This window comes from Shewanella sp. TC10, from assembly GCF_009663145.1.
In the GTDB taxonomy this organism is placed as follows: Bacteria; Pseudomonadota; Gammaproteobacteria; order Enterobacterales; family Shewanellaceae; genus Shewanella.
Genome location: NZ_VKHR01000047.1, coordinates 1 through 23810, shown reverse-complemented (window position 1 = coordinate 23810; position 23810 = coordinate 1). Strand labels below are relative to the sequence as shown.

At 40.6% G+C, this 23810-nt stretch carries 20 protein-coding genes; 15 read left to right on the top strand and 5 right to left on the bottom strand.

All coding sequences use genetic code 11. The features are described from left to right. Positions 1 to 30 precede the first annotated feature (30 nt). The 10 genes from FNZ24_RS15495 (at position 31) to FNZ24_RS15450 (ending at position 14443) form a co-directional block, all read left to right on the top strand. Positions 31 to 264, top strand: a complete 234-nt coding sequence (locus FNZ24_RS15495; RefSeq protein ID WP_153915639.1) for an RNA-binding S4 domain-containing protein — start codon at positions 31 to 33, stop codon at positions 262 to 264. A gap of 10 nt (positions 265 to 274) precedes the next feature. Then, positions 275 to 658, top strand: coding sequence for a ribonuclease E inhibitor RraB (locus tag FNZ24_RS15490; RefSeq protein ID WP_153915638.1), 384 nt, complete (start codon positions 275 to 277; stop codon positions 656 to 658). 239 nt (positions 659 to 897) lie between these two features. Continuing rightward, a complete protein-coding gene (locus FNZ24_RS15485; protein WP_153915637.1) occupies positions 898 to 2883 on the top strand; it encodes an NERD domain-containing protein kinase family protein in 1986 nt (661 codons plus the stop codon). 82 nt (positions 2884 to 2965) lie between these two features. Further along, positions 2966 to 3430: a GNAT family N-acetyltransferase gene (locus FNZ24_RS15480; protein ID WP_153915636.1), complete on the top strand. Its 465-nt coding sequence runs from the start codon at positions 2966 to 2968 to the stop codon at positions 3428 to 3430. A 162-nt stretch (positions 3431 to 3592) separates the two neighbouring features. After that, the gene (locus tag FNZ24_RS15475) at positions 3593 to 4507 is read left to right on the top strand and encodes a M14 family metallopeptidase (RefSeq protein WP_153915635.1); all 915 of its coding nucleotides are present in this window, start codon (positions 3593 to 3595) and stop codon (positions 4505 to 4507) included. A 748-nt stretch (positions 4508 to 5255) separates the two neighbouring features. After that, a complete protein-coding gene (locus FNZ24_RS15470; protein WP_153915634.1) occupies positions 5256 to 6635 on the top strand; it encodes an SLC13 family permease in 1380 nt (459 codons plus the stop codon). A 258-nt stretch (positions 6636 to 6893) separates the two neighbouring features. Then, positions 6894 to 7655, top strand: coding sequence for a TSUP family transporter (locus tag FNZ24_RS15465; protein WP_153915633.1), 762 nt, complete (start codon positions 6894 to 6896; stop codon positions 7653 to 7655). Positions 7656 to 7714: 59 nt separating this feature from the next. After that, a complete protein-coding gene (sbcD, locus tag FNZ24_RS15460) occupies positions 7715 to 9022 on the top strand; it encodes an exonuclease subunit SbcD (protein WP_153915632.1) in 1308 nt (435 codons plus the stop codon). Then, positions 9019 to 12744 carry an SbcC/MukB-like Walker B domain-containing protein gene (locus FNZ24_RS15455; RefSeq protein ID WP_153915631.1) on the top strand — a complete coding sequence of 1242 codons (3726 nt, stop codon included), beginning with the start codon at positions 9019 to 9021 and terminating at the stop codon, positions 12742 to 12744. The genes sbcD and FNZ24_RS15455 overlap by 4 nt, the downstream gene beginning before the upstream one ends. Positions 12745 to 13144: 400 nt before the next feature. Further along, positions 13145 to 14443 carry a peptidoglycan DD-metalloendopeptidase family protein gene (locus tag FNZ24_RS15450; protein ID WP_153915630.1) on the top strand — a complete coding sequence of 433 codons (1299 nt, stop codon included), beginning with the start codon at positions 13145 to 13147 and terminating at the stop codon, positions 14441 to 14443. Between the two features lie 61 nt (positions 14444 to 14504). Here the strand turns inward: FNZ24_RS15450 and FNZ24_RS15445 are convergent, their stop codons facing one another. The 4 genes from FNZ24_RS15445 to FNZ24_RS15430 form a co-directional block, all read right to left on the bottom strand. After that, on the bottom strand, positions 14505 to 14939 hold the full coding sequence (locus FNZ24_RS15445; protein WP_153915629.1) for an HNH endonuclease: 435 nt from the start codon (positions 14937 to 14939) through the stop codon (positions 14505 to 14507). A 33-nt stretch (positions 14940 to 14972) separates the two neighbouring features. After that, complete coding sequence (locus FNZ24_RS15440; protein ID WP_153915652.1) at positions 14973 to 15572, bottom strand: M48 family metallopeptidase; 600 nt, start codon at positions 15570 to 15572, stop codon at positions 14973 to 14975. A gap of 203 nt (positions 15573 to 15775) precedes the next feature. Further along, on the bottom strand, positions 15776 to 16213 hold the full coding sequence (locus FNZ24_RS15435) for a DUF3010 family protein (protein ID WP_153915628.1): 438 nt from the start codon (positions 16211 to 16213) through the stop codon (positions 15776 to 15778). A 70-nt stretch (positions 16214 to 16283) separates the two neighbouring features. Further along, complete coding sequence (locus tag FNZ24_RS15430; RefSeq protein WP_153915627.1) at positions 16284 to 17669, bottom strand: DEAD/DEAH box helicase; 1386 nt, start codon at positions 17667 to 17669, stop codon at positions 16284 to 16286. A 135-nt stretch (positions 17670 to 17804) separates the two neighbouring features. Here FNZ24_RS15430 and rssA point away from each other — a divergent pair, with 135 nt between their 5' ends. The 3 genes from rssA (at position 17805) to nrdG (ending at position 21666) form a co-directional block, all read left to right on the top strand. After that, positions 17805 to 18776, top strand: coding sequence for a patatin-like phospholipase RssA (rssA, locus tag FNZ24_RS15425; RefSeq protein ID WP_228768512.1), 972 nt, complete (start codon positions 17805 to 17807; stop codon positions 18774 to 18776). Positions 18777 to 18987: 211 nt separating this feature from the next. Beyond that, on the top strand, positions 18988 to 21108 hold the full coding sequence (gene nrdD, locus FNZ24_RS15420) for an anaerobic ribonucleoside-triphosphate reductase (RefSeq protein WP_153915625.1): 2121 nt from the start codon (positions 18988 to 18990) through the stop codon (positions 21106 to 21108). A gap of 75 nt (positions 21109 to 21183) precedes the next feature. Next, positions 21184 to 21666, top strand: coding sequence for an anaerobic ribonucleoside-triphosphate reductase-activating protein (gene nrdG / locus FNZ24_RS15415; protein ID WP_153915624.1), 483 nt, complete (start codon positions 21184 to 21186; stop codon positions 21664 to 21666). A 96-nt stretch (positions 21667 to 21762) separates the two neighbouring features. Here nrdG and FNZ24_RS21895 read toward each other — a convergent pair whose 3' ends face one another. Beyond that, complete coding sequence (locus FNZ24_RS21895; protein ID WP_153915623.1) at positions 21763 to 22383, bottom strand: type II secretion system protein; 621 nt, start codon at positions 22381 to 22383, stop codon at positions 21763 to 21765. Between the two features lie 266 nt (positions 22384 to 22649). On the opposite strand from FNZ24_RS21895, the gene FNZ24_RS15405 reads away from it, so the two are divergent. Continuing rightward, positions 22650 to 23006, top strand: coding sequence for a YibL family ribosome-associated protein (locus FNZ24_RS15405; protein ID WP_153915622.1), 357 nt, complete (start codon positions 22650 to 22652; stop codon positions 23004 to 23006). 84 nt (positions 23007 to 23090) lie between these two features. Next, positions 23091 to 23705, top strand: coding sequence for a GTP cyclohydrolase II (ribA, locus tag FNZ24_RS15400; protein WP_153915621.1), 615 nt, complete (start codon positions 23091 to 23093; stop codon positions 23703 to 23705). The last annotated feature ends 105 nt before the right edge of the window (positions 23706 to 23810 follow it).

Sequence of the window (23810 nt, the reverse complement as noted above, 5' to 3'; positions counted from 1 at the left end):
GACATATTTATGAGTAAAGGCCAATATTAAATGAGCAGCGAAGTTGCAGAGTTCCCACTTTTGAGTGGTGATGAGTTTGTAGAGTTATATAAAGTATTAAAAGTACAAGGTTTAGTGGATGGCGGCGGCGCAGCTAAGCACGTTATCTCTGAAGGTTTCGTTAAAGTGAATAACGAAGTTGATACTCGTAAACGTAAAAAATGTGTTGTGGGCGATGTCATTGAATTCAATGGCGAGCTAATTAAAATTGTTGCCAGTGCATAAGGACAGAATAATGCAATTCCCTGATGATGATAATGGTAAAATGTTAGCAGCAATGGCTGATTCTGGTATCGATTTATCGGTAGCATTAGACGTCGATTTCTTTTTAATTTTTGATGATCAGCGCGATGCTGAGTCTGCGCTAGAAGCACTCGCACAAACTGATCTTGATGGTGAGCTTGAATTAAATTTCAGCGAAGAAATTGAAAAGTGGGAACTGATTGTTTGTCTAAACATGGTGCCTACTTATGACGATTTAGTTGCTAAAGAAATTGAGCTGAATACTTTTGCACAAGAATTTGATGGCATGACCGACGGATGGGGCGTAATGCAACATCAAGATGGTGATGATGAGTTTGCTGACGACTCAGAAGATGGCCATTCACATACTCATTAATCAATTGCCGTTAAGACATTGTTGATAGCAGATGTTATTTACTTAAATGCTTTTCACCAATTAAATACCGTTAATTCAACTAATTGGTTAGGTTAAGCAATAACAACATATTGACTGTTAAGCAATTGAAAACAAAAACCACCTTTAAGGTGGTTTTTTTGTGTCTTTCTATTATAGGATGGAGTCATATGCAGAATGATTTATAGATAATAATAATTATTAATGGAGTCGCATTTTCAATGGCAAGACATATTAGCTTTGGTACCCCAGTTAACGACGCCGAACGTTGGGCATTTTCTCTTTTATCCGACGAACTTCCTGAAGATTATTTACTCCTCACCAATGTAGAAATTCCAACTCATACCGGACAAGCGATGGAAGTTGATGCGCTAGTCGTAGGGGAGTTTGGCGTCTATGTTGTCGATGTTAAAGGCTATATTGGCCGCTTAAATGCTGGGCTGCACGCTTGGTCTTTAGATGGCAGACATGTAGATAATAGCTTATCGAAAGCTAACTATGTTGCACGTGTACTAGCTGGAAAATTAAAAAATAAAATCCCTGTTGGTGTCTATGCCCCATGGTGTCAGGGCATGGTGTTTGTCACGGGTCGTAAAGGCGAAGAGATCCTCGTTGAAAAAGACACTGGTAAACTGAGCATTTATACCCCAGCTAAAATTATTGCAGCTTTAACCAAGGAATGGGGTTTAACAGCGCCGCATATCCACCCAGTTACAGAAACACAAAAAGAAATGGTGCTCGATACCATTGGCCAAGTAGCACTTGTGGAGCAGCGTAATAATAAAATCCAAGACTTTATTAAGCTTAAATGTTTGTTTTTACAGCAAGGGTTAGAAGTTTGGCAGTCGGAATATAACCCAGGTGGTTGGACTGCTCCTTGGTTACTTAAAATTTTAGTCATCAGCCAGTTTGAAGACGCGATTGAAGCCAATTCCCATGAGCAAAAGCTCCGCGATGAATTTAAACGGATTCAATCATTGTCCGGCTGCAGTTGTGTGCCATTTTGTGCGCCGTTAATTCAAGATGGCGAACAAGTGGTACTGCCGATTAGAATGCCACGCGGTGTGCCATTAAATATCTTTGATATTGAAAAACAAACCACTTATCAACTGCTCGAAATACTGCGCCGCAGCGTGACAGGTCTTCAGCAAATCCATCGTCGTGGATATACCATTGGTGGTTGGGCTGATAACTGTATCTTTATTTCTGAAGATGCTGACGTAGAGTTCATTGATATTAAAGATTCATTGAACACCAGTGAAGACATCAAAGCATACGCTAATGCATTTTTGGACTTAGCTGAAAAAACATTACAACCACGTATTTACCAATGGTATCGCGCAGCAGCTAAAGGTAGCACAATTGATTTAGATGCAATCCGTTGTGATTTATCTGCACTGATTGATTTAGGTGTCTGCGATACCTTACCGCAGAAAATTGAAGTAGAAAAAGGCGCTGTGGTTGATCATCACTATCGTTTAGATAAATTTATTTCTGCCACCTCACGAAGCCAGCTCTGGCGTGCTATGCACCTTCAAGGTAATTACCCATGTTGTGTCAGTGTTTACCAAGATGTTGATAATCAGTGGCACACCTTAAGTAATATGTACCGCAGTTTAGCTAAAATATATCATCCTCATGTGGAGCGTGTATTGGCCTTTGGGCAGTTGCCCCAGTCTGATGACTTATTCATTGCAAGAGATTGGGTCCAAGGCGTTGGCCTTGATGAGGTCGCCACTATTGAAGTGGGTCAACCTCGTTTGTGGTTTGTGCAACTGCTAACAGCCCTGCAATACCTTCACAGTTTAGACATCCATCATGGGGCGATTTGTCCTAAGAATATTATTTGCCGTGATGAAAAAGCCACACTGGTTAACTTTGGTATTGGTTCTGATATAGCTGCGAGTCATTATGCTGCGCAATATGCCGATCCAACATTATGGTCTGTAGAAGGCGAAGCAGAGAAAGACCTTTATGGACTAGTTGCTAGCTTTATTGATGCAATGGCGCCAGAGTCAATTAAACAAGGATCTGGAGCTGATGCAATACTTAGAGCATTATTACAATACGACAAGCAATGGCTAGGCGAAGAGTTTTATGAAGCTTGCCATAAAATTTTAAAGTTTGAGTTTAGAATTGTGCCTAACATGAGCTATGCAAAACAGTTAGGTTTAGATGAAATAGAGCTAGAGAATTCTGGTTTGTAACGATACAAATATTGCTAGGCTTAGGCTGAACTTCTAGGCCTTAGCAAAAACTAAAATTAATAAACAATCCATGAGGGAAGTGATGATTATTAACCGTATAACCTTGACCGATTTTAACGACATTTTGCCTTTATTTACGCAATACATGACGTTTTATGGTGTGAACTCACCTGTTAGTGAGTATGCTGCTTATTTGTCTGAGCGCTTAACAAACCAAGACGCGTTTATTTTTGCCGCTTATGACGATAAACAACAAGTTGTCGGTTTTGTACTTAATTATCAAACTTTCTCGTCGGTTGAATTGGGCAGGGTACTCGTTCTTAATGATTTATTTGTCGACCCTAACTCGAGAAATCAAGGCGTCGCTCATAAACTTATCCAGTGTTCTATAGAGCTTGCCAGAGGAATCGAGGCTGTGCGGGTCGACTTAGGTACTGCAAAAGTTAATTTCCCCGCACAATCTGTTTATGAAAAGATTGGCTTTGTAAAAGACACTCGCTTTTTCTCATACAGCTTATCTGTAAAAGATCACCTTCCTGTCGCTTAGCTTTAGGTATTGGTTTTAGTACTCGCTGTTGTTAGAACTATAGTCCTAACTATAGTTTTAACAACAGTCCCTGAAGAGTGAATAGCAAAGGAAGATTTCGAAACTAATTTATAAAACGATAGTGTTAGAATAACCAAAATAATAATGACAACTAGGATAAATATGCAAACGAGCAAGCAATATGGCATTGGTGTGACTGGGCAAAAATGGTCAGATGAAAATAAAAAACAATGGTTGTCGCAACAACAAATTAAACGCAGTTATCAGCAGCAAGTGGTCAGTAAAATTGATGCATTAAGGGACCGCTTTAACATTTCCCAGTATGGCGCGCTTTCATACGATGAAAATAAATACCCTTTATTACTGGTTAAATCAGCTTGGGATGAAAACAAACCTGTTGTATTAGTCACTGGTGGCGTTCATGGCTATGAAACCAGCGGAGTGCAAGGTGCGATTCGTTTTGTTGAAACTAAAGCTGAGCAATATGCCGAGCACTTTAATATCATCGTCGCGCCATGTGTGAGCCCTTGGGGTTATGAAACGATCAATCGCTGGAACCCTAATGCGGTTGACCCAAACCGTTCATTTTATCCAAATAGTCCAGCTGAAGAGTCTGCAGCATTATTAAAGGTGATGGCTGAACTTAATGTTGATGTGCTGGCGCATATTGATTTACACGAAACCACCGATACTGATAACTCTGAGTTCAGACCTGCATTAGCTGCAAGAGATGGCATCGTCAATAATAACTGGAATATTCCAGACGGCTTTTACCTAGTGGGTGATACAGAAAACCCTCAAGCAGAGTTTCAACGCGCAATTATCAAAGGCGTTGAGCAAGTTACTCATATTGCCCCAGCTGATGAAGATGGGAAATTAATTGGAGTGGATTTAGCTCAGTTTGGCGTCATTAACTACCCATGTGGAGAACTTGGCTTGTGTGCAGGCTTAACCCAAGCTCAATATAAAACGACCACAGAGGTATACCCTGATAGCCCATTATCAGACGATGAAAATTGTATTTTGGCGCAAGTCGCAGCAATTTGTAGTGGACTGGACTACTTATTGGGTAAGTAACTATTGGGTAAGTAACTATTGGGTAAGTAACCTCAGCTTTGGATAATTTAAGCCACTCAGCACAGCGTTTTTAGCGCCTAACTGCTTTAAAATCAACGCAATAGGCTAGCTATTGACTTATGATTTTGCCTTGTTATCCATCTAAAACCTCTATACTGAATTGTTTAAGATGGTAACTTATTGAAAACAGATATCTATATGACTTTCTTATCCAGAGTTGAGGTTAAGTAATATCGAATTTCACTGTCGTGCAAAATGATGTTCTTAATAAGCTAATTCAACTAATACTGTTTAACTGCAATTTACGATTTCAGTTATTGATAACCTAAAGGAATTGTTTGAAATATTTTCGGATAAATCTTTTAATTCATTGAAAGCTAAAATAAAAACCTACTTAACTAGTAGGTTTTTTTATGCCTTCCTATTTAGATCTCGCTCACGTTATCGCCAATAAAGTGCTTGAGCACAGGTTGGACTGTTTCATTGTTAGATGTGTGTCACAGTTTTTGAATGGGATGAAACATTCAGTTTTACTAGAGCTAATACTAAAAAGCGTTTATTTGGAACTTAATTACCACAAGATTAGCATGGTGATTGTTCGTATGGCTCTCAAATCAATGGTTAAGTGTGCGGGAACTCACAAGTTTGTCTGATTCAAAAGTAATAAATTAACTAAAAAACAGTGCTTTATCTTATCCACTTGTGTGCTTTACATTGTTCCCAATAAAAAATAAGGGAGGGCGCTTTAATGGAAAACACACCGAACAAGTCATCTACAGCAGTGAAGAATAAAAAAGACTTTATTATTTTGTTTAGTAATATTGCGCTATTCGCTTTGCTATACAATTTTTTACCGTTTGAGCCAGGGGTGAATACTGGTCTGTCGTTATTGATATTTGCGGCAGTGCTTTGGTTAACTGAAGCCATTCATATCAGTATTACAGCGATTTTGATTCCTATTATCGCGGTCTTTTTAAATGTGTTTGATACTCAAACTGCCATGAGCAATTTTGCTAACCCCATTATATATTTATTCTTTGGGGGCTTTGTTCTGGCGGCGGCATTGAACCATCAGGGAATTGACAGGCTGATTGCACAGAAAGTGTTGGTACTTTCCAAAGGTAAACTCAGTATTGCGTGTTTATTACTGTTTTTGGTCACAGCCATTTTGTCTATGTGGATCAGTAATACCGCAACAGCAGCGATGATGCTGCCATTAGCCTTAGGTATTTTGCATCAACTTGAATTTAAAAATCATAAAACCACTTACTTATTTGTACTGCTAGGTATTGCGTACTCTGCCAACATTGGTGGTATTGGTACCTTAGTGGGTAGTCCACCAAATGCAATTGCTGCCGCTCAGGTAGGATTGACCTTTAGTGATTGGTTGGCGTTCGGCCTGCCTACGGTTGCCTTAATGCTGCCAGCTATGTTGATTGCTTTATACATCTTTTTAAAGCCTGACTTATCAGCACGCTGCGAAATAAAAACTGAGACAGAGTCTCTAACAATAAGTGGCAAGCTAACCTTAGTGGTGTTCATAGCGACCGTTTGTTGTTGGATATTCAGTAAACCACTTTCCCAAGCTTTAGGTGGCATTAGTAAGTTCGATACGATAGTGGCGTTAGGGGCAGTTGTAGTTTTAGCAGGTCTTAAGTTAGTTGATTGGAAAAAAATTGAGTCGACAACTGATTGGGGCGTACTTATCTTATTCGGCGGTGGCTTAACCCTGAGTGCGGTACTTAAAGCAACTGGCACGAGTGTATTCTTAGCCCATTTTGTAACGGATATTTTTGGTAATGCTCACATGGCGCTGTTTGTGATTGCAGTCATTGCTTTTGTGGTCTTATTGACTGAATTTGCCAGTAACACAGCAAGTGCGGCATTATTGGTTCCGGTATTTGCAGCTATTGCCGAGCCACTAGGACTCTCACCAGTCATGATATCTGTGGTTATTGGTATCGCGGCATCTTGTGCCTTTATGTTACCAGTCGCTACACCACCTAATGCCATTGTATTTGGCTCAGGTTATATAAAACAATCTGAGATGATGCGAGCAGGTATTATCATTAACTTTATCAGTATGTTTATTCTTTTCTTAATTACCAATTTCTTCTGGGGATTTTAATTTAAGCATCAATTGTTAAGGGATTAAGGGATTAAGGGATTAAGGGATTAAGGGATTAAAAGCATAATCCTAATATTAGAAAAGTAAAAAGCAGCTTCGGCTGCTTTTTTGTTTGTCGCTTTATTAAACAAAAATGTTAATGATATCTTGCAATTAGTTTTGCAAAATACACAATCTTACGTTTGTTAAAGATAGCTTTTGAATTTTACTTTTAAAGCAGGTCTAATGGCCTATAAATAATAATTCAAGATAACTCCCATGTTCGAACTGACCTTACAAATCGCTATTATTTTATTCTTTGTCGCTATTCTCGCAGGCTTTATTGATGCGATAGCTGGAGGAGGTGGTTTGCTTACTATTCCGGCTTTAATGTGGGCGGGTTTACCCCCTGCAGCAGCCCTTGGTACCAATAAACTTCAAGCCTGCGGCGGTAGTTTTTTTGCCAGTTTATATTTCATTCGCAAAGGGATGATTAATTTAAAGCAGGCGCGTCTTTCCATTATTTGTGCATTTGTCGGCGCCGCTGTGGGTACCATCATAGTGCAGATGATTGATGTGAGTATTTTGCAGTTTGTTTTACCTTTCTTAATCTTAGCCATTGGTTGTTATTTCTTATTTTCGAAAAAGATCTCCGAAGATGATAAACAGCAAGTGTTAACCCCAACCATGTTTGCTTTTACCGCAGCGCTAGGTGTCGGTTTTTATGATGGCTTTTTTGGACCTGGAACCGGAAGCTTTTTCGCGCTTGCGTTTGTATCGCTTGCTGGTTACGGATTAGCTAAAGCCACTGCTCACGCCAAAATCCTTAATTTTGCTACCAATATCTCGTCACTGATTTTCTTTCTGATTGGTGGGCAAGTCTTCATTGTTTTGGGTTTGATTATGCTGGTCGGCCAAGCTATCGGTGCGACTTTAGGTTCACGCCTAGTAATGTCAAAAGGCGTGAAGATTATTAAGCCTCTTGTTGTGACCATGTCATTCTTAATGAGTTTTAAACTACTATGGGATCAATATGGTTAGGTTCGATAAACACGGATTGTTTTATCTAGTATTCAAATTACGATTTTAAAAAGGTTTTCATGCGCATTATTCACACGTCGGATTGGCATTTAGGTCAGAACTTTTACGGAAAAAGCCGCGCCCAAGAACATCGGTTGTTCATGCAGTGGTTATTAGAACAAATACAACTTAATGATGTGGATGCGCTGATTATTGCTGGTGACATTTTTGATACTGGCACGCCGCCAAGTTATGCTCGCAGCCTTTATAATCAATTCATTGTCGATATACAAACTACAGGCTGTAAGCTTATTGTATTAGGTGGCAATCACGACTCGGTTGCGACACTCGGTGAATCTAAGCAGCTACTGGAGTGTCTTAATGCTACCGTTATTCCGGGTGCGTTAGATGATGCCAGTGAGCACATAGTGCTTGTTCAAGATAAGCAGCAAAATCCCTGTGCCATTGTTTGTGCCTTGCCATATTTACGTCCAAGAGATTTAGTTCTCAGTCAATCTGGTGAATCAAGTTCTGACAAACAGCGCAAGCTTGGAAATGAAATTGCCTCTTTATATCAGCAATGTTTTAGCGAAGCGCAGCGCATTAATAAGCAACAGCCTCAACCATTACCCATTATCGCTACAGGACACTTAACCACTGTGGGCGCCAGTACCAGTGAATCAGTGAGAGATATCTATATTGGTAGTCTTGATGCATTTAATGCAACGCTTTTCCCTGATGCAGATTACATCGCATTAGGGCACATTCATCGACCTCAAAAAATTGCTAAGACTGAACATATTCGCTATAGCGGCTCGCCAATTCCACTCAGCTTTGATGAATTGTCAGGTGAGAAGAGTGTATTTTTAGCCGAATTTAATCAGGCAAGCCTTGCAGAAGTAAAAGCCATCGAAGTGCCGCGTTTTCAGGCTATGGCGAGCCTAAAAGGCAGTTTAGCGGATATTGAACAAGCCTTAGCGGAATTTGAGTGCAAACCTAGTGACGCAGAATCAATGACTCCCCCAAAAACAACTTGGTTAAGTATTGAGGTTGCTCAGCAGGACTTTTTAAGCGACTTACAGACTCGCATAGCTGATATTACTGAACCTTTAGCCGTTGAGGTTTTGCAGCTTAAACGTGCTCGCAGCCAACGTCAGCAGCAAATTGAGCAATTGGATAACGAAACCTTATCAGAGCTGTCTGTGGATGATGTTTTCGAGCGACGATTAGCGCAAGAGGACTTTTCAGAGCCTGAGCAGCAAGCACGCTTATCAAGAGTGAAGTCTCAATTTAAACAGGTGGTTGCCCAAGTCGAAGATAGAAGTTCCAATCTAGATACTGACATAAGCAAAGTGAGTAAGCTTGGCCTTGCGGAGGACAAAGCATGAAAATCTTAAGCTTACGATTTAAAAATATAAATTCGCTGAAAAACGAATGGAAGATTGATTTTACTCAGTCACCTTTTAAAGAAAACGGCTTGTTTGCTATCACAGGGCCGACAGGCTCGGGTAAAACCACTATTTTAGATGCAATTTGTCTGGCGCTTTATCACCGGACACCTCGTTTAAAAGTGATCTCTAAAACCACCAATGAATTAATGACTCGCGGCACCAGTGATTGTTTGGCAGAGGTTGAGTTCGAAGTAAAAGGCAAAGGGTACCGCGCTTTTTGGAGCCAACGCCGTTCACGAGGCCAAATTGATGGTAATTTGCAAGACGCACAAGTTGAACTTGCTGAACTTGATTCAGGGAAAATTCTTGCTAGCCAAGTCAAACAGAAAACTGAATTAACTGAATCGGTTACCGGTTTAGATTTTGCTAGATTCACCAAATCCATGATGTTATCCCAAGGGCAGTTTGCCGCTTTTTTGAATGCTGATGCTAACGATAGGGCTGAATTATTAGAAGAGTTAACCGGCACCGAAATTTATGGCCTGATTTCAGAACAAGTTCACGTTAATTTTAGTGAAGAAAAGCAGAACCTTAAACTGCTAGAGGCGAAAACAGATAGCGTTGAATTGCTAACTGAAACCGAAATTTCAGATAAAATCGCTGATGCACAAAAACTCGAGCAGCAATCCAGCCAGTTACAAAGCCAAGTGAAGCAGTATCAACAACAGCTGACCTGGGCACAGAATTACCATAAAGCTGAGTTGCAGCTCAATAAAAACCAACAAGATTTAGCCGCAGCAGAAGCTGAAAAATCGACGCAAGCTCCATTGCTTGCAAAACTCACCGCGAGTGAACCTGCACAAATCATCGCGCCTTTGTTCAGTAACTTAAATAAGCTGAATGAGCAACATGCTCAAGCTACAACTAAGCAGCAGGTACTGACTGAAGATCGTCACCAGCATCAAAAGAGTTTTGATGAAACACTGGTTCAGCATGATGTTAAACAGCTAGCCTGTGAGCAACAAAAGCAGCAGCATCAGCAATTAATAAGCTTAATTGAGCAGCAAGTTCAGCCATTAGACAACAAAATTGAGCAACTGAAGTTTGAGGTTTCACAGCAACAAAAGGCCAAGCAACAACAGCTAAGCCAATTACAAAGTTTAGAGAATGAGCAAACTCAAACCCACGCTGAAATAAATACAATACAGCAAGCTCAGAACAATAATGCCCAGCTGATTGAGCGCTTCCCTCAAGGGCAATTGGTTCAAAGCCATATTGCTGTGTGGAAGCAGCAGTTGGCAACTTATGTTGGTTTACTCGAAAAAGATAACGAGTTAACTGCTGCAATTGAGGCGCATAATCAACAGGGCTTGCAGCATCAGCAGCGACTTGAACAAGATCAACATCATCTGCAGCAGCTTCAAGCAGATGCTCAAACTAAATTAGCGACATGCCAAGCCAGTGAGCAACAGTTAACACATATACTGGGGGCAAGTTCAGAGTCTGCATTACAGGCTGAATACCAGAGCCTCATTGATCAGCAAGTTTCTCGCAGTAGATTGCAGCAATTATCACAATTACACGATGAGGTGCAGCAAGAATTAACGAAAGGTTTAAATGACTCAGCTCAGCTTACCGAACAGGTTTCACAAATAGAGCTGCAGCTTAATCAAGTACGTGGTGAATGGAGCGAGAAAAATCAACAGGTAAAAGATTTGCAAAACCTGCTTAAGCAAGAGCAGCAGATTGTTAATCTTACTGCCGAGCGCGCTAAATTAATTAAAGGTGAGCCGTGTGCTTTATGTGGCGCGACTGAACATCCTTTAGTTGATCAGTATCAAGCGGTAGATGTGAGTGATACTGAAGTGCGTTTTCAAACTCAGTCAGATGCATTAAATGTCATTAAAACAAAAGGCGAGCAGCTTAATTTTGATATTAAGCAGTGTCATAATCAGCTTGAGTTACTCGCTGGGCAGCATACTAAGTGGCAGCAACAATGTGAGCAATATTTATCAGAGTACCAGCAAATTATTGAATGTCTGGCGATAAATCACCTTGCGCCTGTTAATCAGGTTATTGATAACGAATTGCTTAATCAGTTTGTTGAACAATCAGAGCAGCAGCAACAGCAGCTACATCATAAGCTTAGCCAAATTCGCGAACATAGCGGGGCACATCAACAATTAATTGAGCAACACCAGCAGGCTCAATCTCAAGCGGAGCAGCAACAGCATCAGCTGAATTTACTGACTCAGCAAACTCAAACTCAACTGCAAAAATTACAACAACTACAACAACAGCAACAAGATATTCAGCAGCAACTGGCGCAGCTATTAACAGATAGCCAAACTAGCGTGCAAAATGCAGGTTTGACTATGCCAGTTATGACCCAGTTTGAATCTTGGCTGGCAGAGTTAGAAATACAGATTGCACAATGGCTGCAAGCTATTGATGAACAAGGGCAATTAGCTCAGCAGCATAAGTTATCTGAGCAAAAAGCTGCCAACCTTTTAGCCCAATATCAAGATATCAGTTCGCAAATGGGCGTTACGGATATTCATTTAGCGCAAGTTACCGCAGAGCTAGGCACCATTGCTAAGCAGCGCTTTGATTTATTTGCCGATAAGCAATGTACTGCTGAGAAACACCAAAGCCAGCAGTTATTGCAGCAAGTCGAGCAAGCGTTAGCTCAAATAAGTGATAAGCGGGCAAGTATGCTGCAGCAGCTTGATAAGGCCGTTGCTCAGCTGCAAGCGAATGAGCAACAAGTTGAGCGTTTTACTCAGGAATTAAATGACGCTAAAAGTGCGTTTGATACGGCGTTATCGCAAAGTCCGTTTACAAGCCAAGTAGAATTTGAACAGGCAGTAATGCCAACTGAGCAACGTGAATCATTGCAACAACTTAAACAGCAGTTAGATCAAGAAATTGTTAAAGCCAATACCTTAGTCGAGCAAGCCAAGAGTCAACTTTTAGAACTAACTTCTCATGGTAACAAACTAGATTATGAGCTTGAACATGTTGAGAAAACCATAGATCAGCTGGGGGATCGTCTTCAACAAGTTGAAGCTAGTCTTGCTGAATTGCAGCAACAGTTATGGCAGGTGACACATCAATTACAACAAGATGAGAGCAAACGAGCTAATCAGCAGCAATTAATTCAGCAGCTGACTCAAGCAAAACAAGACTATGACGATGTGGCTTATTTACACTCTCTTATTGGATCGCAAAAAGGTGATAAGTTCCGTAAGTTTGCTCAAGGGCTAACACTGGATCATCTGGTGACGTTGGCGAACCGTCAACTGGACAGGCTGCAAGGTCGCTATTTGTTAGAGCGTAAGCAATCTGAGGCGCTTGAACTGCAAGTGTTGGATACTTGGCAAGGGGATGCGGTGCGTGACACGCGGACCTTATCTGGTGGCGAAAGCTTTTTAGTGAGCTTAGCGCTGGCGTTGGCGTTATCTGATTTAGTCAGTCATAAAACCAGTATTGATTCATTGTTTTTAGATGAAGGCTTTGGCACCTTAGATAGTCAAACCTTAGACACAGCGTTAGATGCACTGGATAACCTTAATGCCTCTGGCAAGATGATTGGGGTGATTAGTCATATTGAAGCGATGAAAGAGCGCATTAGTGTGCAAATCAAAGTGAATAAGATGAATGGACTCGGAGTGAGCCGCTTACAAGCAGAATATAAGTTCGATGCGCCTGTAATCTAAGTTTTATCGATAACTTGTCATTAAAATGGCTATTCAAGTAGCCATTTTTGTTACCTTTAGGGAGCGGTTTATGGCTTTGGCTAAAATTGTTATTAATTCACTAACTCTCTATGACTGCAGTTAATTTGTTAATTGTTTCACTCAATAGTGCATGCGCTAACTTCTGATAACACACTTCATCAAAGGATGTTACTTTCATTTATCGACTGCAGAAATACTGTTCGCTCGGGCTTTGTCTACATCAAATTTATGCAGTTCAAACGATAGTTTATATTTTTATTAGGCTATTTATTTGGTATAACAGGTCGCTAATATATCTTCTAGTGCTTAAGTACGCATTCTGTAGGTTGACAACTTGTCGACTCGACTTAGCTAAAAGGTATTACTTTTTTACGTATAAATGGCGGACCCGAGATTGCTTTCAGCTAACAGGGGTGAGTTACAAGCACGACTGAGTAAAGTGCCTAACTTACCCGCATTACATCGAAAACTATTACTTGCCAGCGTATTTGTTGTTGCAGCCGCTTTGCTATGGCCAACACCGCAAGAGTTTTCTTCTCAGCGCATTCCAGTTGCTTTGGATATAGAATCCATAGTCTCGCAAACTCCATCAACTTTTGAAATTGTTGAACCTATCAAACCTAATTTTGAGCGGGTGATTCAAAATGGTGACACTTTAGGTCACTTATTCGAACTAGCCGGTATTGGCCAGCAAACCATGTATAAGGTGCTTGAGGCCGATTTAAACGTGCTGGCATTAGATACATTGTCTTTAGGTAACCGAATTCAATTCTTTCAGGACGAACAACAAAACCTGACCAAACTTGAATTGTATTTTAATCCTGCTTATCAAGTAATTTTTACTCGCTTTGACGATGGCACTTATGGTGTTGAAGAGATTAATATCGAAGGCATTTGGCAAAATCGTATTATTAGTGGCGAGATTAATGGTTCATTCTATTTATCTGCTCAGCGAGCAGGGCTCAGCGCTGCAAATATTCAAACCATTGAAACCTTATTGTCTAGCAAGCTCGATTTTTCACGAGATTTACGCGCGGGTGATACTTTTAATGTATTGATGAACGATCAATACATTGAGGGGGTTTCAACTGGGAATACACAGTTACAAGCTGTAAGAATTAACACCCGAAGAAATAACGTGAATGCCTTTCAAAACCTTGATGGCAATTTTTATGATGAGCGCGGTCAAGGTTTAGCCAGTGCATTTCAGCGTATTCCGTTAGAGCGTCAATACCGACTATCGTCTCACTTCAATCCGCATCGTAAGCATCCTGTAACTGGTCGAGTTTCACCCCATAACGGCACTGACTTTGCTACGCCAATCGGTACTCGAGTGGTTGCACCTGGAGATGGTGTGGTATCAATGGTTACTAATCACCGCTTTGCGGGTAAATATATTGTGATTGAGCATGACAATAATATTAGAACCCGTTACTTACACTTGTCTAAATTCTTAGTACGAAAAGGTCAGCGAGTTAAGCGTGGTCAAGTTATCGGTTTAACTGGCAATACTGGCCGAGTGACAGGGCCGCATTTGCATTATGAATTCCATGTAAATGGTCGCCCAGCTAACCCAATGAAAGTGAGCATTGTGGAGGCTTCCGTATTACCTAAGAAGCAAATGGCAGAATTCAAACAATTAGTCAGTAGTAAACAAATGATGATGGATTTAGGTTAAGCTGTCATGATGTTGAACAAAGCCACGTTGTTATAACGTGGCTTTTTTGTTATATGGTTTTTTATTCACGCCATTGTGTTTCGAACTTATCGGATTTACCGATATTACAAATATCGCAAAGGATTTGAAGATTGTTAATATCTAAAGCGAGTGCTGGGTATTTTGAGCGAGGTTTAATATGATCAACGTGCATGATGACATTATGCAATGGACTACGCCCACAACATGCGCACTTGTTTCCATACTTTTCAAATGCTTCAGCCTTTAAATTGCTCCATTCTTTACTAGAGTAGAAGGAAGCTGCTTTTGGCTCTTCAAATGGGATCAGTTCCCAGTCACTGTATTCAGTAGGAGGAATATCTGGCCCCATTAACCCCACAGAGAAACCTTTATCTAGGTTATCTTTTAGCCAATTTCGAATAGACTTTAAAGCGGCCTTTTCTGATTTATAATGTTTGGTTCTACGTCCTTCGCCTCTATAGGTTGCTACGTACATGATAAGACTCCAATACTTTATGATTCATTCAGACTAATACGGAGATTTATCTAATTCAATACAAGTCAGTAATAAGCGTAAATCTAACTCGAGTTGGTGATAATCAGCCGTCATATAGGTGCACAATTGATAAAAGGCTTTGTTGTGGTCCTTTTCTCTAAGGTGAGCGAGCTCGTGTATCACTACCATTCTTAATAATGGTTCTGGCACATATTTAAGTCTTGATGAAATACGTATTTCATTCTTGGCTTTAACCTTGTTGCCTTGAACGCGATTAGCATATGTATGCAGCCCCAAAGCTTGATGACTTAGGCTTATCTTTTCATCGAAAATGACTTTTGATAATGGATCTGATTGCTTCAAGTATTGCTGTTTAAATTCCATCGCATAGTCATATAAGGCTTTATCAGTACGGATATCATGGATGGTTGGATAACGGCTTAATAGCAAGTTTGCTAAGGTGTCGTTATCAATATGACGTTTAACTTGTTCGATGGTGCTGGCTGAATAACCATTAAGATATTTTAACTGGGCTTGCTGTTTTTGCTTTGCTTGCACATCTTTACTGGTGACAAGGCCTGCTAAGGTGTTTTTTGCGGCTGCAACTTTAGCCGAGCTGGTTTTTACAGCCATTTTAGGCGGTGCTTTACGAGCGGGTTTGTCTGCTAGATTTTTGGGTGCTTTTTTTGAGCTCATAGCTTGTTAGTTTGCCCAATGGAATATGTTTAATTAGCGGGTAAAACTAAGCCTACCAATTCATCTTAATGTTTCATCAAATTGATGATTAAGGAAATCGATAGGCTTATTGTTTACTAAAGCTTAAGTCGGTATTTGACTTAAACTTTGCCGTACATGCGACGGTTTTGCTGTGCATATGCTGCTTCAAAAGCAGGTAATTGCACACGTTTTAAGCCTAATGTTTCTAAGTCTGCTTGAGGCGGGTTGCGCTTAAGCTCTTCTTTAATGATCACTGGACTAATCAAGCTTACTGGTAACTCAGTGATTTGGATTGCTGTTTCCAATTTAAAGCTAGTTGCAGAACCTGCGAACTTACCTTTTTGCTCACGTTCAATGATGACGATTTCGTCAACTTTGTAGTCTTCCATTAATTTGTGGAAAGCAAAGTGAAACTCACGAATTGATTCTGTTTCAGCAGATTTAGAAATGCTGAATGAGATTTGACGACATTCAGGTACATTGAATGTTTCTACTTCGTAAGTTAATAAGCTAATGATGGCTTCGCCACCTTTTAATTCCACGCCACAAATTTTCATGTTTCACCTTACTTTGGTACTAGTTTGTTTTGCCTAACGGAGCGAAAGCATCATTAGGCTTAAATTGGGTTTAATCTTCGCTAAGCTCTTGTTCATCATCTTGAACAATCGAGTTATCGTTTTCGATAATTTTTACAGGCTTTGCTTTACGTCGCATCGGTGCATCACCAATATCCACACCGGTAATAAAGCGCTTGTCACGTTTAGGCGCAGTTTTAGGCTTATTAGCAGTGCTGCGTTTTTTATTCGATGCTTTAGTATCGTTGGTTTTCGCATTTTTATTGTTGGCTTTAGGCTTTTCTTTTAAGCCTTTGAATTTACCTTGTAGACCATCAATGGTCGAAAAGTCGAAATTCTTGCGTAAAAATACTTGGATTTTCTTAAAGCTGTCCCAGTCTTTAGGACCGACTAAAGAAATGGCATCACCTTTAGCGCCAGCTCGACCTGTACGGCCAATACGGTGAACGTATTCTTCAGCAAATTTTGGCATGTCAAAGTTAATCACTAATGACACATTTAATAAATCTAACCCGCGCGATGCAACATCCGTCGTGACCAAAATCTTTTGTTGGCCACGGCTGAATTTATCCATAATTTGGTTACGAGCTGATTGATTTAAGTCACCACTTAACGCAGCAGTTTCTAAACCTTGTTCAGCAAGCAATTTTGCTAGTCTGTCAGTATCAGAACGAGTTGCTGTGAAAATAATCACCTGCTTGTGTTGTTCGTTCTTCAGCACATGTTGCAGTAGCGCCTGTTTATGATCTAAGTGATCAACTAAGAACACGCGCTGGTTAATGTCTTTATGTTCGTTGTGCGATGCCCCGATAGCAACATGACTTGGGGTTTTTAATAATGTCGCGGCAATATCATTGATATGGTCGTGATCAAGCGTGGCTGAAAACATCAATGTTTGTCGGCGTTTGTGATCCGCGGCATCATTAATTGCCTTAAGTTGCGGCGCAAAACCTAAATCCAGCATGCGATCTGCTTCATCTAGGATCAACAATTCTAAACCATTTAAGTAAAGGTGACGTTGTTCTAGATGATCTGCAATACGGCCTGGTGTAGCCACGATAAAGTGAGGGTCACGAGATAAGGATTTTGCTTGATCGTTAAAGTTTTCACCGCCTAAAATGCTTACCGCTTTATATTGGGTGTTGGCGACTAATAAACGCAGTTGACCATACACTTGTTGAGCAAGCTCGCGAGTCGGTAATAAAATAAGCACCCGCGGATCTTTTTTAGATAAGGCTTTAGTTGATATTACACGCTGTAGTGCAGGTAATAAAAATGCCAGGGTTTTACCTGAACCGGTTTTTGATGATGCCATTAAATCTTTACCCGCGAGGGCAATCGGCAGGGCTTGCTGCTGAATTTCAGTTGGCTCAGAAATGCCCATATGCTTTAGACTTTCAAGTAAGCGTTTGTCTAAAGAAAAATCGGTAAATAACAAAGGTAAATCCCCTAAAAAATGATAGCCAGATATTATAACGTGTAAGCCTGAGATAGCCAACAGCTTAAGCCTCAGTTATGCTGCGTTTTATTATTTTAATTTTGCATTATTTTCAGTTTAAGGATGTCGATAAACATGTCGGATGTTGCCAACGAATCAACCCAGACCAAAGAATTACGCATTGGTGTTGCACTCGGCAGTGGTGCCGCCAAGGGGTGGGCCCACATTGGTGTATTGAAAGAGCTTGCAGAGATGGGCGTACATCCAGATAAAGTGGCTGGATGCTCAGTAGGAGCATTGGTTGGTGCAGCTTATGCCAATGATCACCTCGATGAACTAGAAAGCTGGGTTCGCGGCTTTTCAAGCTGGGATGTTTTAGGCTTAATGGATTTAAGTTGGCGTAAAGGTGGCTTAATCAGTGGTGAGAAAGTCTTTGATGTTTTAGCTGGTCGAATTGGCGAGCTTAAAATTGAACAACTGAACAAGCCATTTTCTGCTGTAGCTACTGACTTGTATTCAGGCCAAGAAATTTGGTTTAAAGAAGGGGACTTGCGTCATGCAGTAAGAGCTTCTTGTTCTATGCCAGGGTTTTTGCCGCCAGTGCAATTGGAAGATCGTTGGTTGGTTGATGGAGCAGTTGTTAATCCTGTGCCTGTGTCAATGTGCCGCGCAATGGATGTGGATGTGGTTATCGCAGTTGATTTAAATGGTCATCGCCGAAATAGCATGCATATGTTGCCGCAACAAATGAAAAGCCGTGCCCCAACCGCACTAGAAAAGCAGCAACAAGAATCTAAAGAGTCTGAATCGGCATTTATGGATATTCTGGGTAAAGGTAAAGAATACATTTCAGGGCTGACTGAAAAGTTTTCTATGTCAACAAAATCACATCCAGGAATGATCGCGGTGATGTCTCAGTCAATGGATATCTTAGAGCAACGCCATAAGCGTGCAAGGTTGATGGGCGACCCACCTGATGTCTGTCTGGTTCCGCAACTTGCTGATATTGGTACAATGGAGTTTCATCGCGCCGCTGAAGCTATCGAAGCTGGTCGACAGTCGGTGCGCCAAACTGCTCATTTAATCAACTCCGCCTTAGGTCGTTAACGGTTTTCAATACCGTGGTCAAGCTCTGTTTTTCTAATTAGTGCAGAGCTTGGCAGTAATATTTTTCATTTCACCCACCCTATTAAAACTATGATCCAGATCATAGAATTCTAGTCTTCAATATTGCCTAATACACCATATCTAGTGTTTATTGATTTGTCGTTGTGGATATATAGTGTTTATATCCTGTGCATAAATGGAGTATAAAGTAATGCCTGTAGTAATTAAAAGGGACGGTTGTCGGACTTTATTTGATGAGTCTAGAATTAAGGATGCGATTGTTGCTGCGATGGCAACGGCTACAGGTATAGCGGATGTAGATTACGCTGCAACGGTTGCCTCTGTGATCAGAAAGCAAGTTTCAAACGAAGAAGAAGTGCAGATTCATCACCTCCAAGATCTAGTTGAAAACTTATTAATGGAAGGGCCTCATAAAGAGGTGGCTCGTCATTATATTGAGTACCGTCATGACCGTGATATTTGTCGTGAAGCTAAAAGTAAACTTAACTGCGAAATTCGTGGTTTGGTTGAACAAAGTGACAGTTCAATTCTTAACGAAAATGCCAATAAAGATGCGAAAGTTATCCCAACTCAACGTGATCTATTAGCAGGTATTGTGGCTAAGCACTACGCTAAATCACATCTGTTACCTAAAGATATCGTTGCAGCTCATGAGTCAGGTCAATTGCACTATCATGATCTTGATTACGCACCTTTCTTCCCAATGTTTAACTGCATGTTGATTGATTTAGCAGGCATGATGACCCATGGCTTTAAAATGGGCAACGCTGAGATTGATACCCCTAAATCAATTTCAACAGCGACCGCTGTGACAGCGCAGATTATTGCTCAAGTAGCGAGTCACATCTACGGTGGTACAACGATAAACCGTATCGATGAAGTGCTAGCTGAATTTGTGCAAAAGAGTTACCAGAAACAGCTTGTTATTGGTAAAGAGTGGGGCGTAAGCGATGTAGAAGCCTTCGCTATGGCGCAGACAGAGAAAGAATGTCATGACGCATTCCAGTCTTTAGAATATGAAGTGAACACCCTACACACAGCCAATGGTCAAACGCCGTTTGTGACGTTTGGTTTTGGTCTAGGCACTAGCTGGGAGTCACGCTTAATTCAAAAGTCGATTCTTACAGTGCGTATGGCGGGTCTTGGTAAAAACCGTAAAACAGCGGTATTCCCGAAATTGGTATTTGCTATTCGTGATGGTGTTAACCATAAAGCGACAGATAGTAATTACGATGTGAAGAAGCTGGCATTGGAATGCGCAACAATGCGCATGTATCCAGACATTCTTAATTATGAACAAGTTGAGCGCGTAACAGGTTCGTTCAAAACCCCAATGGGTTGTCGCTCTTTCTTAGGCACTTACGAAGAAAATGGCGAGCTTGTTCATGAAGGACGCAATAACTTAGGTGTTGTGAGTCTTAACCTTCCAAGAATTGCGATTGAAGCTAAAGGCGATGAAAAAGCGTTCTTTGCCTTACTAGATGAAAGAATGACATTGGCTCGTAAAGCATTAGACACGCGCATTGCCCGTTTAGTTGGTGTTAAAGCACGTGTTGCGCCAATCCTATATATGGAAGGTGCTTGTGGTGTTCGCTTAAAAGCTGATGATGATATTTCTGAAATCTTCAAAAATGGCCGTGCATCAATTTCATTAGGCTACATTGGTTTACATGAAACGATCAATGCGCTGTATGGCACTGAAGAACACGTATTTGATAGCGAGTTATTACGTACTAAAGCGATTGAAATCATTAACGTGATGAAGCGTGCAACCGAGTCTTGGAAAGCAGAAACTGGCTACGGATTTAGCTTATACAGCACGCCAAGTGAAAACTTGTGCAGCCGTTTCTGTCAGCTAGATGCAAAACAATTTGGCGTAGTTGAAGGTGTTACTGATAAAGGTTACTACACCAATAGTTTCCATTTAGACGTTGAAAAGAAAGTAAACCCATACGACAAGATTGACTTTGAATTACCATACCCTGAACTCACCAATGGTGGTTTTATCTGTTATGGCGAATTCCCTAACATGCAACACAATGTAGAAGCATTAGAGAACGTATGGGACTACAGCTATAGCCGTGTACCTTATTATGGGACTAATACGCCAATTGATGAATGTTACGATTGTGGCTTTGTGGGTGAATTTAACTGTACTAGCAAAGGGTTTGTTTGCCCTAAATGTGGCAACCATGAGCCAAGCCGTGTATCGGTGACACGTCGAGTATGTGGTTATTTAGGTAGCCCAGATGCCAGACCGTTCAACCACGGTAAGCAAGAAGAAGTGAAGCGTCGCGTTAAGCATATTTAATCAATTTCGCTAAACTTGCTCAATCAAATAAGGCGCTGATTAGCGCCTTATTTATGTAAAACTAAGGTAATGGTTATGAATTTCCATCAATATTATCCAGTCGATGTGGTCAATGGACCTGGTACTCGTTGTACCTTATTTGTGTCTGGTTGCGAGCATCAATGTCGTGGTTGTTATAATCAATCGACTTGGGATCCTCGCTCGGGTCATGATGTGGATAAACAGATGGAAGATCAAATCATTGCTGATTTGAACGATACTCGCATTAAACGCCGAGGGTTATCGTTGTCTGGTGGCGATCCATTATTTCCAGCAAACTTAACGGCTATATTATCACTGGTTCAGCGAGTTAAAGCTGAATGTCCTGATAAAGACATCTGGCTTTGGAGTGGTTATAAATTGGATGAGATGTCGCTTAAGCAACAACAAATATTGTCATATGTTGACGTATTAGTGGATGGCAAGTTCGAACAAGACTTGGCGGACCCAAGCCTTAAATGGCGTGGCAGTAGCAATCAAGTTATACACGATATCCGTGATTTACTCGTTGCAGGTTGAGAAGTCACCAAAGTGATGTACTAACTCACTATTGAAGCTCTAACTCGTTACTGAAACGCGAACTCACTAATGAAACGCTAACTCATTACTAAAAAGCTAACACCCCGTGATATTGTCGCCAATAATGACATCGTTATCGGTTCTATCAAAAACATAGTATGCAAAGCATTGATCGCTTACGCTGTAACCAGGATAGTACACGACCACTGAATTCCCAGGAATATAGGGCACGCCAATGCTTGTTGGTCCGCTTGAACCTTGAAATAACATAAAGCAAAAATCGTCACCTGTTACACATTGCTGATCGGGTAAGTTAACCCCTTCATCTTGCAAACTAGCCTCTAATATATAACTCAGCGCATCTTGACTATATATCCAAGGATGACCGTAAATGGTTTGAATAAACTCCCCAGAATCAAGGTAGAAACCACCTTGAGTGTCAGTGGAGCTTGAACTGCTATTACGATCATTTTTCTCAATACCGAGAATTGCCGCTTTTGCAAACACCAAATCATCAAATGCTTTAAAGGCTCCTGATACACCTTGGATACCTGAAGTATGAGCTTCTTCGGATATCGAAAGGAATTTAGGGGCAGCAATAACAGCCAGAATACCAAGGATCACAATAACAACGACCAGTTCAATAAGGGTGAAACCAGTGACCAGCTGAGCGCTAGTATATCTCGCTCGATAAGATGTTTTGTTATTTTTATTCATTGTTGTTTTACCTAAACTTGATCAAGGTTGTGTATTTGTCATCGAGGAAAACTGCTGATGATAAATATTAATCATAGTGCATTTAATGCTTTAGGGGCAGAGGGCTCGAGTTATTACTCGACTATTTGTAAATTTATGCACTGTAACAAGTTTTCAAGTTAGCTTATTAAGCCTCTTTAGGTATATAATTTGCGTTCGAAAAAGTGTTGTTCGATAACAAAACAACTTATTGCTATCGATAGCATGAAAGAATTTAAGGTAAAGAAATGAATTTAAAACAAGAACTGCAAACATTAAATGATAAAGCAGAGAAGTTTCGTCGTAAACTTGCTGCGGCCGAAGCTCGTGAAGACAAAGCGGTTATCATGCAGTTTAAGAAAGAAATTGCCACTGTGACAAAGCGTATTGCCAGTTTAAAGAATCAGCAATCTCGTCAGCTTAATAAACAAGGGCAAGATATCAAAAATTTAAAATTTAGCCGCGCACTAACCAAAGCTGAACAAGCTGATATGGGTAAGTTGAAAAAGTCGGTTAAAGGTCTTGTGGTTGTTCACCCAATGACGGCTGTAGGCCGTGAAATGAATGTCCAAGTTGTTACTGGTTTTGCGCCTGCAAAATTCTAAACCAGTAGTCGAATAGTCATGACATAAAAGTCAGTTCAAGGATGAAAAGTCTCAAGGATTGAGCGTTGTCTTAAAGGTTTATCCATGTCGATTAAATATATCGCCACTTCTAAGTTACCTACGCCTTGGGGCGTTTTTGCGATGCATGGTTTCGAAGATACCGAAACCGGCAAAGAACATGTGGCGTTAACTTACGGTGAGCTTGATGCTAACGGACCTATGTTAGGTCGTATTCATTCAGAATGTCTAACAGGTGATGCATTATTTAGTTTACGTTGTGATTGCGGTTTTCAGCTGCAAACAGCGATGCAAAACATTGCTGAGCAAGGCCAAGGTTTTATTTTATATTTACGCCAAGAAGGGCGTGGTATTGGTTTATTGAATAAAATTCGTGCTTACGAACTTCAAGATCAAGGTGCTAATACGGTAGAAGCTAATGAGCGTTTAGGCTTTGAAGCGGACATGCGTAAGTACGATATGATTGAGCCTATGCTTAAGCAAATCGGCGTGAGCAAAGTAAAATTAATGACCAATAATCCGCGTAAAGTAAAAGCAATGCAAGAAATGGGTATTGAAGTTGAAGAAAGAGTGCCTTTGCAAGTGGGTAAAAACCGCTACAATGAAGCTTATCTTAAAACAAAATCAACTCAGTTAGGCCATATGATGAACGAGCATCACTTTGTCGATGATGAGTTTTAACGGTTGATTTATAGCCTAGACATCGCATGTTGCCTATTCGTTTATTAAACAAAATATTTCTGGGTGCTATTAACCCCAAAAGCGYTGCAAAACCATTTGCAACGC

What these genes read in the sequence shown, in the direction of transcription:
- FNZ24_RS15495 (WP_153915639.1), top strand. Translation starts at nt 31, where the DNA reads ATGAGCAGCGAAGTTGCAGAGTTCCCACTTTTGAGTGGTGATGAGTTT.
- FNZ24_RS15490 (WP_153915638.1), top strand. Translation starts at nt 275, where the DNA reads ATGCAATTCCCTGATGATGATAATGGTAAAATGTTAGCAGCAATGGCT.
- FNZ24_RS15485 (WP_153915637.1), top strand. Translation starts at nt 898, where the DNA reads ATGGCAAGACATATTAGCTTTGGTACCCCAGTTAACGACGCCGAACGT.
- FNZ24_RS15480 (WP_153915636.1), top strand. Translation starts at nt 2,966, where the DNA reads ATGATTATTAACCGTATAACCTTGACCGATTTTAACGACATTTTGCCT.
- FNZ24_RS15475 (WP_153915635.1), top strand. Translation starts at nt 3,593, where the DNA reads ATGCAAACGAGCAAGCAATATGGCATTGGTGTGACTGGGCAAAAATGG.
- FNZ24_RS15470 (WP_153915634.1), top strand. Translation starts at nt 5,256, where the DNA reads ATGGAAAACACACCGAACAAGTCATCTACAGCAGTGAAGAATAAAAAA.
- FNZ24_RS15465 (WP_153915633.1), top strand. Translation starts at nt 6,894, where the DNA reads ATGTTCGAACTGACCTTACAAATCGCTATTATTTTATTCTTTGTCGCT.
- sbcD (WP_153915632.1), top strand. Translation starts at nt 7,715, where the DNA reads ATGCGCATTATTCACACGTCGGATTGGCATTTAGGTCAGAACTTTTAC.
- FNZ24_RS15455 (WP_153915631.1), top strand. Translation starts at nt 9,019, where the DNA reads ATGAAAATCTTAAGCTTACGATTTAAAAATATAAATTCGCTGAAAAAC.
- FNZ24_RS15450 (WP_153915630.1), top strand. Translation starts at nt 13,145, where the DNA reads ATGGCGGACCCGAGATTGCTTTCAGCTAACAGGGGTGAGTTACAAGCA.
- FNZ24_RS15445 (WP_153915629.1), bottom strand. Translation starts at nt 14,939, where the DNA reads ATGTACGTAGCAACCTATAGAGGCGAAGGACGTAGAACCAAACATTAT.
- FNZ24_RS15440 (WP_153915652.1), bottom strand. Translation starts at nt 15,572, where the DNA reads ATGGCTGTAAAAACCAGCTCGGCTAAAGTTGCAGCCGCAAAAAACACC.
- FNZ24_RS15435 (WP_153915628.1), bottom strand. Translation starts at nt 16,213, where the DNA reads ATGAAAATTTGTGGCGTGGAATTAAAAGGTGGCGAAGCCATCATTAGC.
- rssA (WP_228768512.1), top strand. Translation starts at nt 17,805, where the DNA reads ATGTCGGATGTTGCCAACGAATCAACCCAGACCAAAGAATTACGCATT.
- nrdD (WP_153915625.1), top strand. Translation starts at nt 18,988, where the DNA reads ATGCCTGTAGTAATTAAAAGGGACGGTTGTCGGACTTTATTTGATGAG.
- nrdG (WP_153915624.1), top strand. Translation starts at nt 21,184, where the DNA reads ATGAATTTCCATCAATATTATCCAGTCGATGTGGTCAATGGACCTGGT.
- FNZ24_RS21895 (WP_153915623.1), bottom strand. Translation starts at nt 22,383, where the DNA reads ATGAATAAAAATAACAAAACATCTTATCGAGCGAGATATACTAGCGCT.
- FNZ24_RS15405 (WP_153915622.1), top strand. Translation starts at nt 22,650, where the DNA reads ATGAATTTAAAACAAGAACTGCAAACATTAAATGATAAAGCAGAGAAG.
- ribA (WP_153915621.1), top strand. Translation starts at nt 23,091, where the DNA reads ATGTCGATTAAATATATCGCCACTTCTAAGTTACCTACGCCTTGGGGC.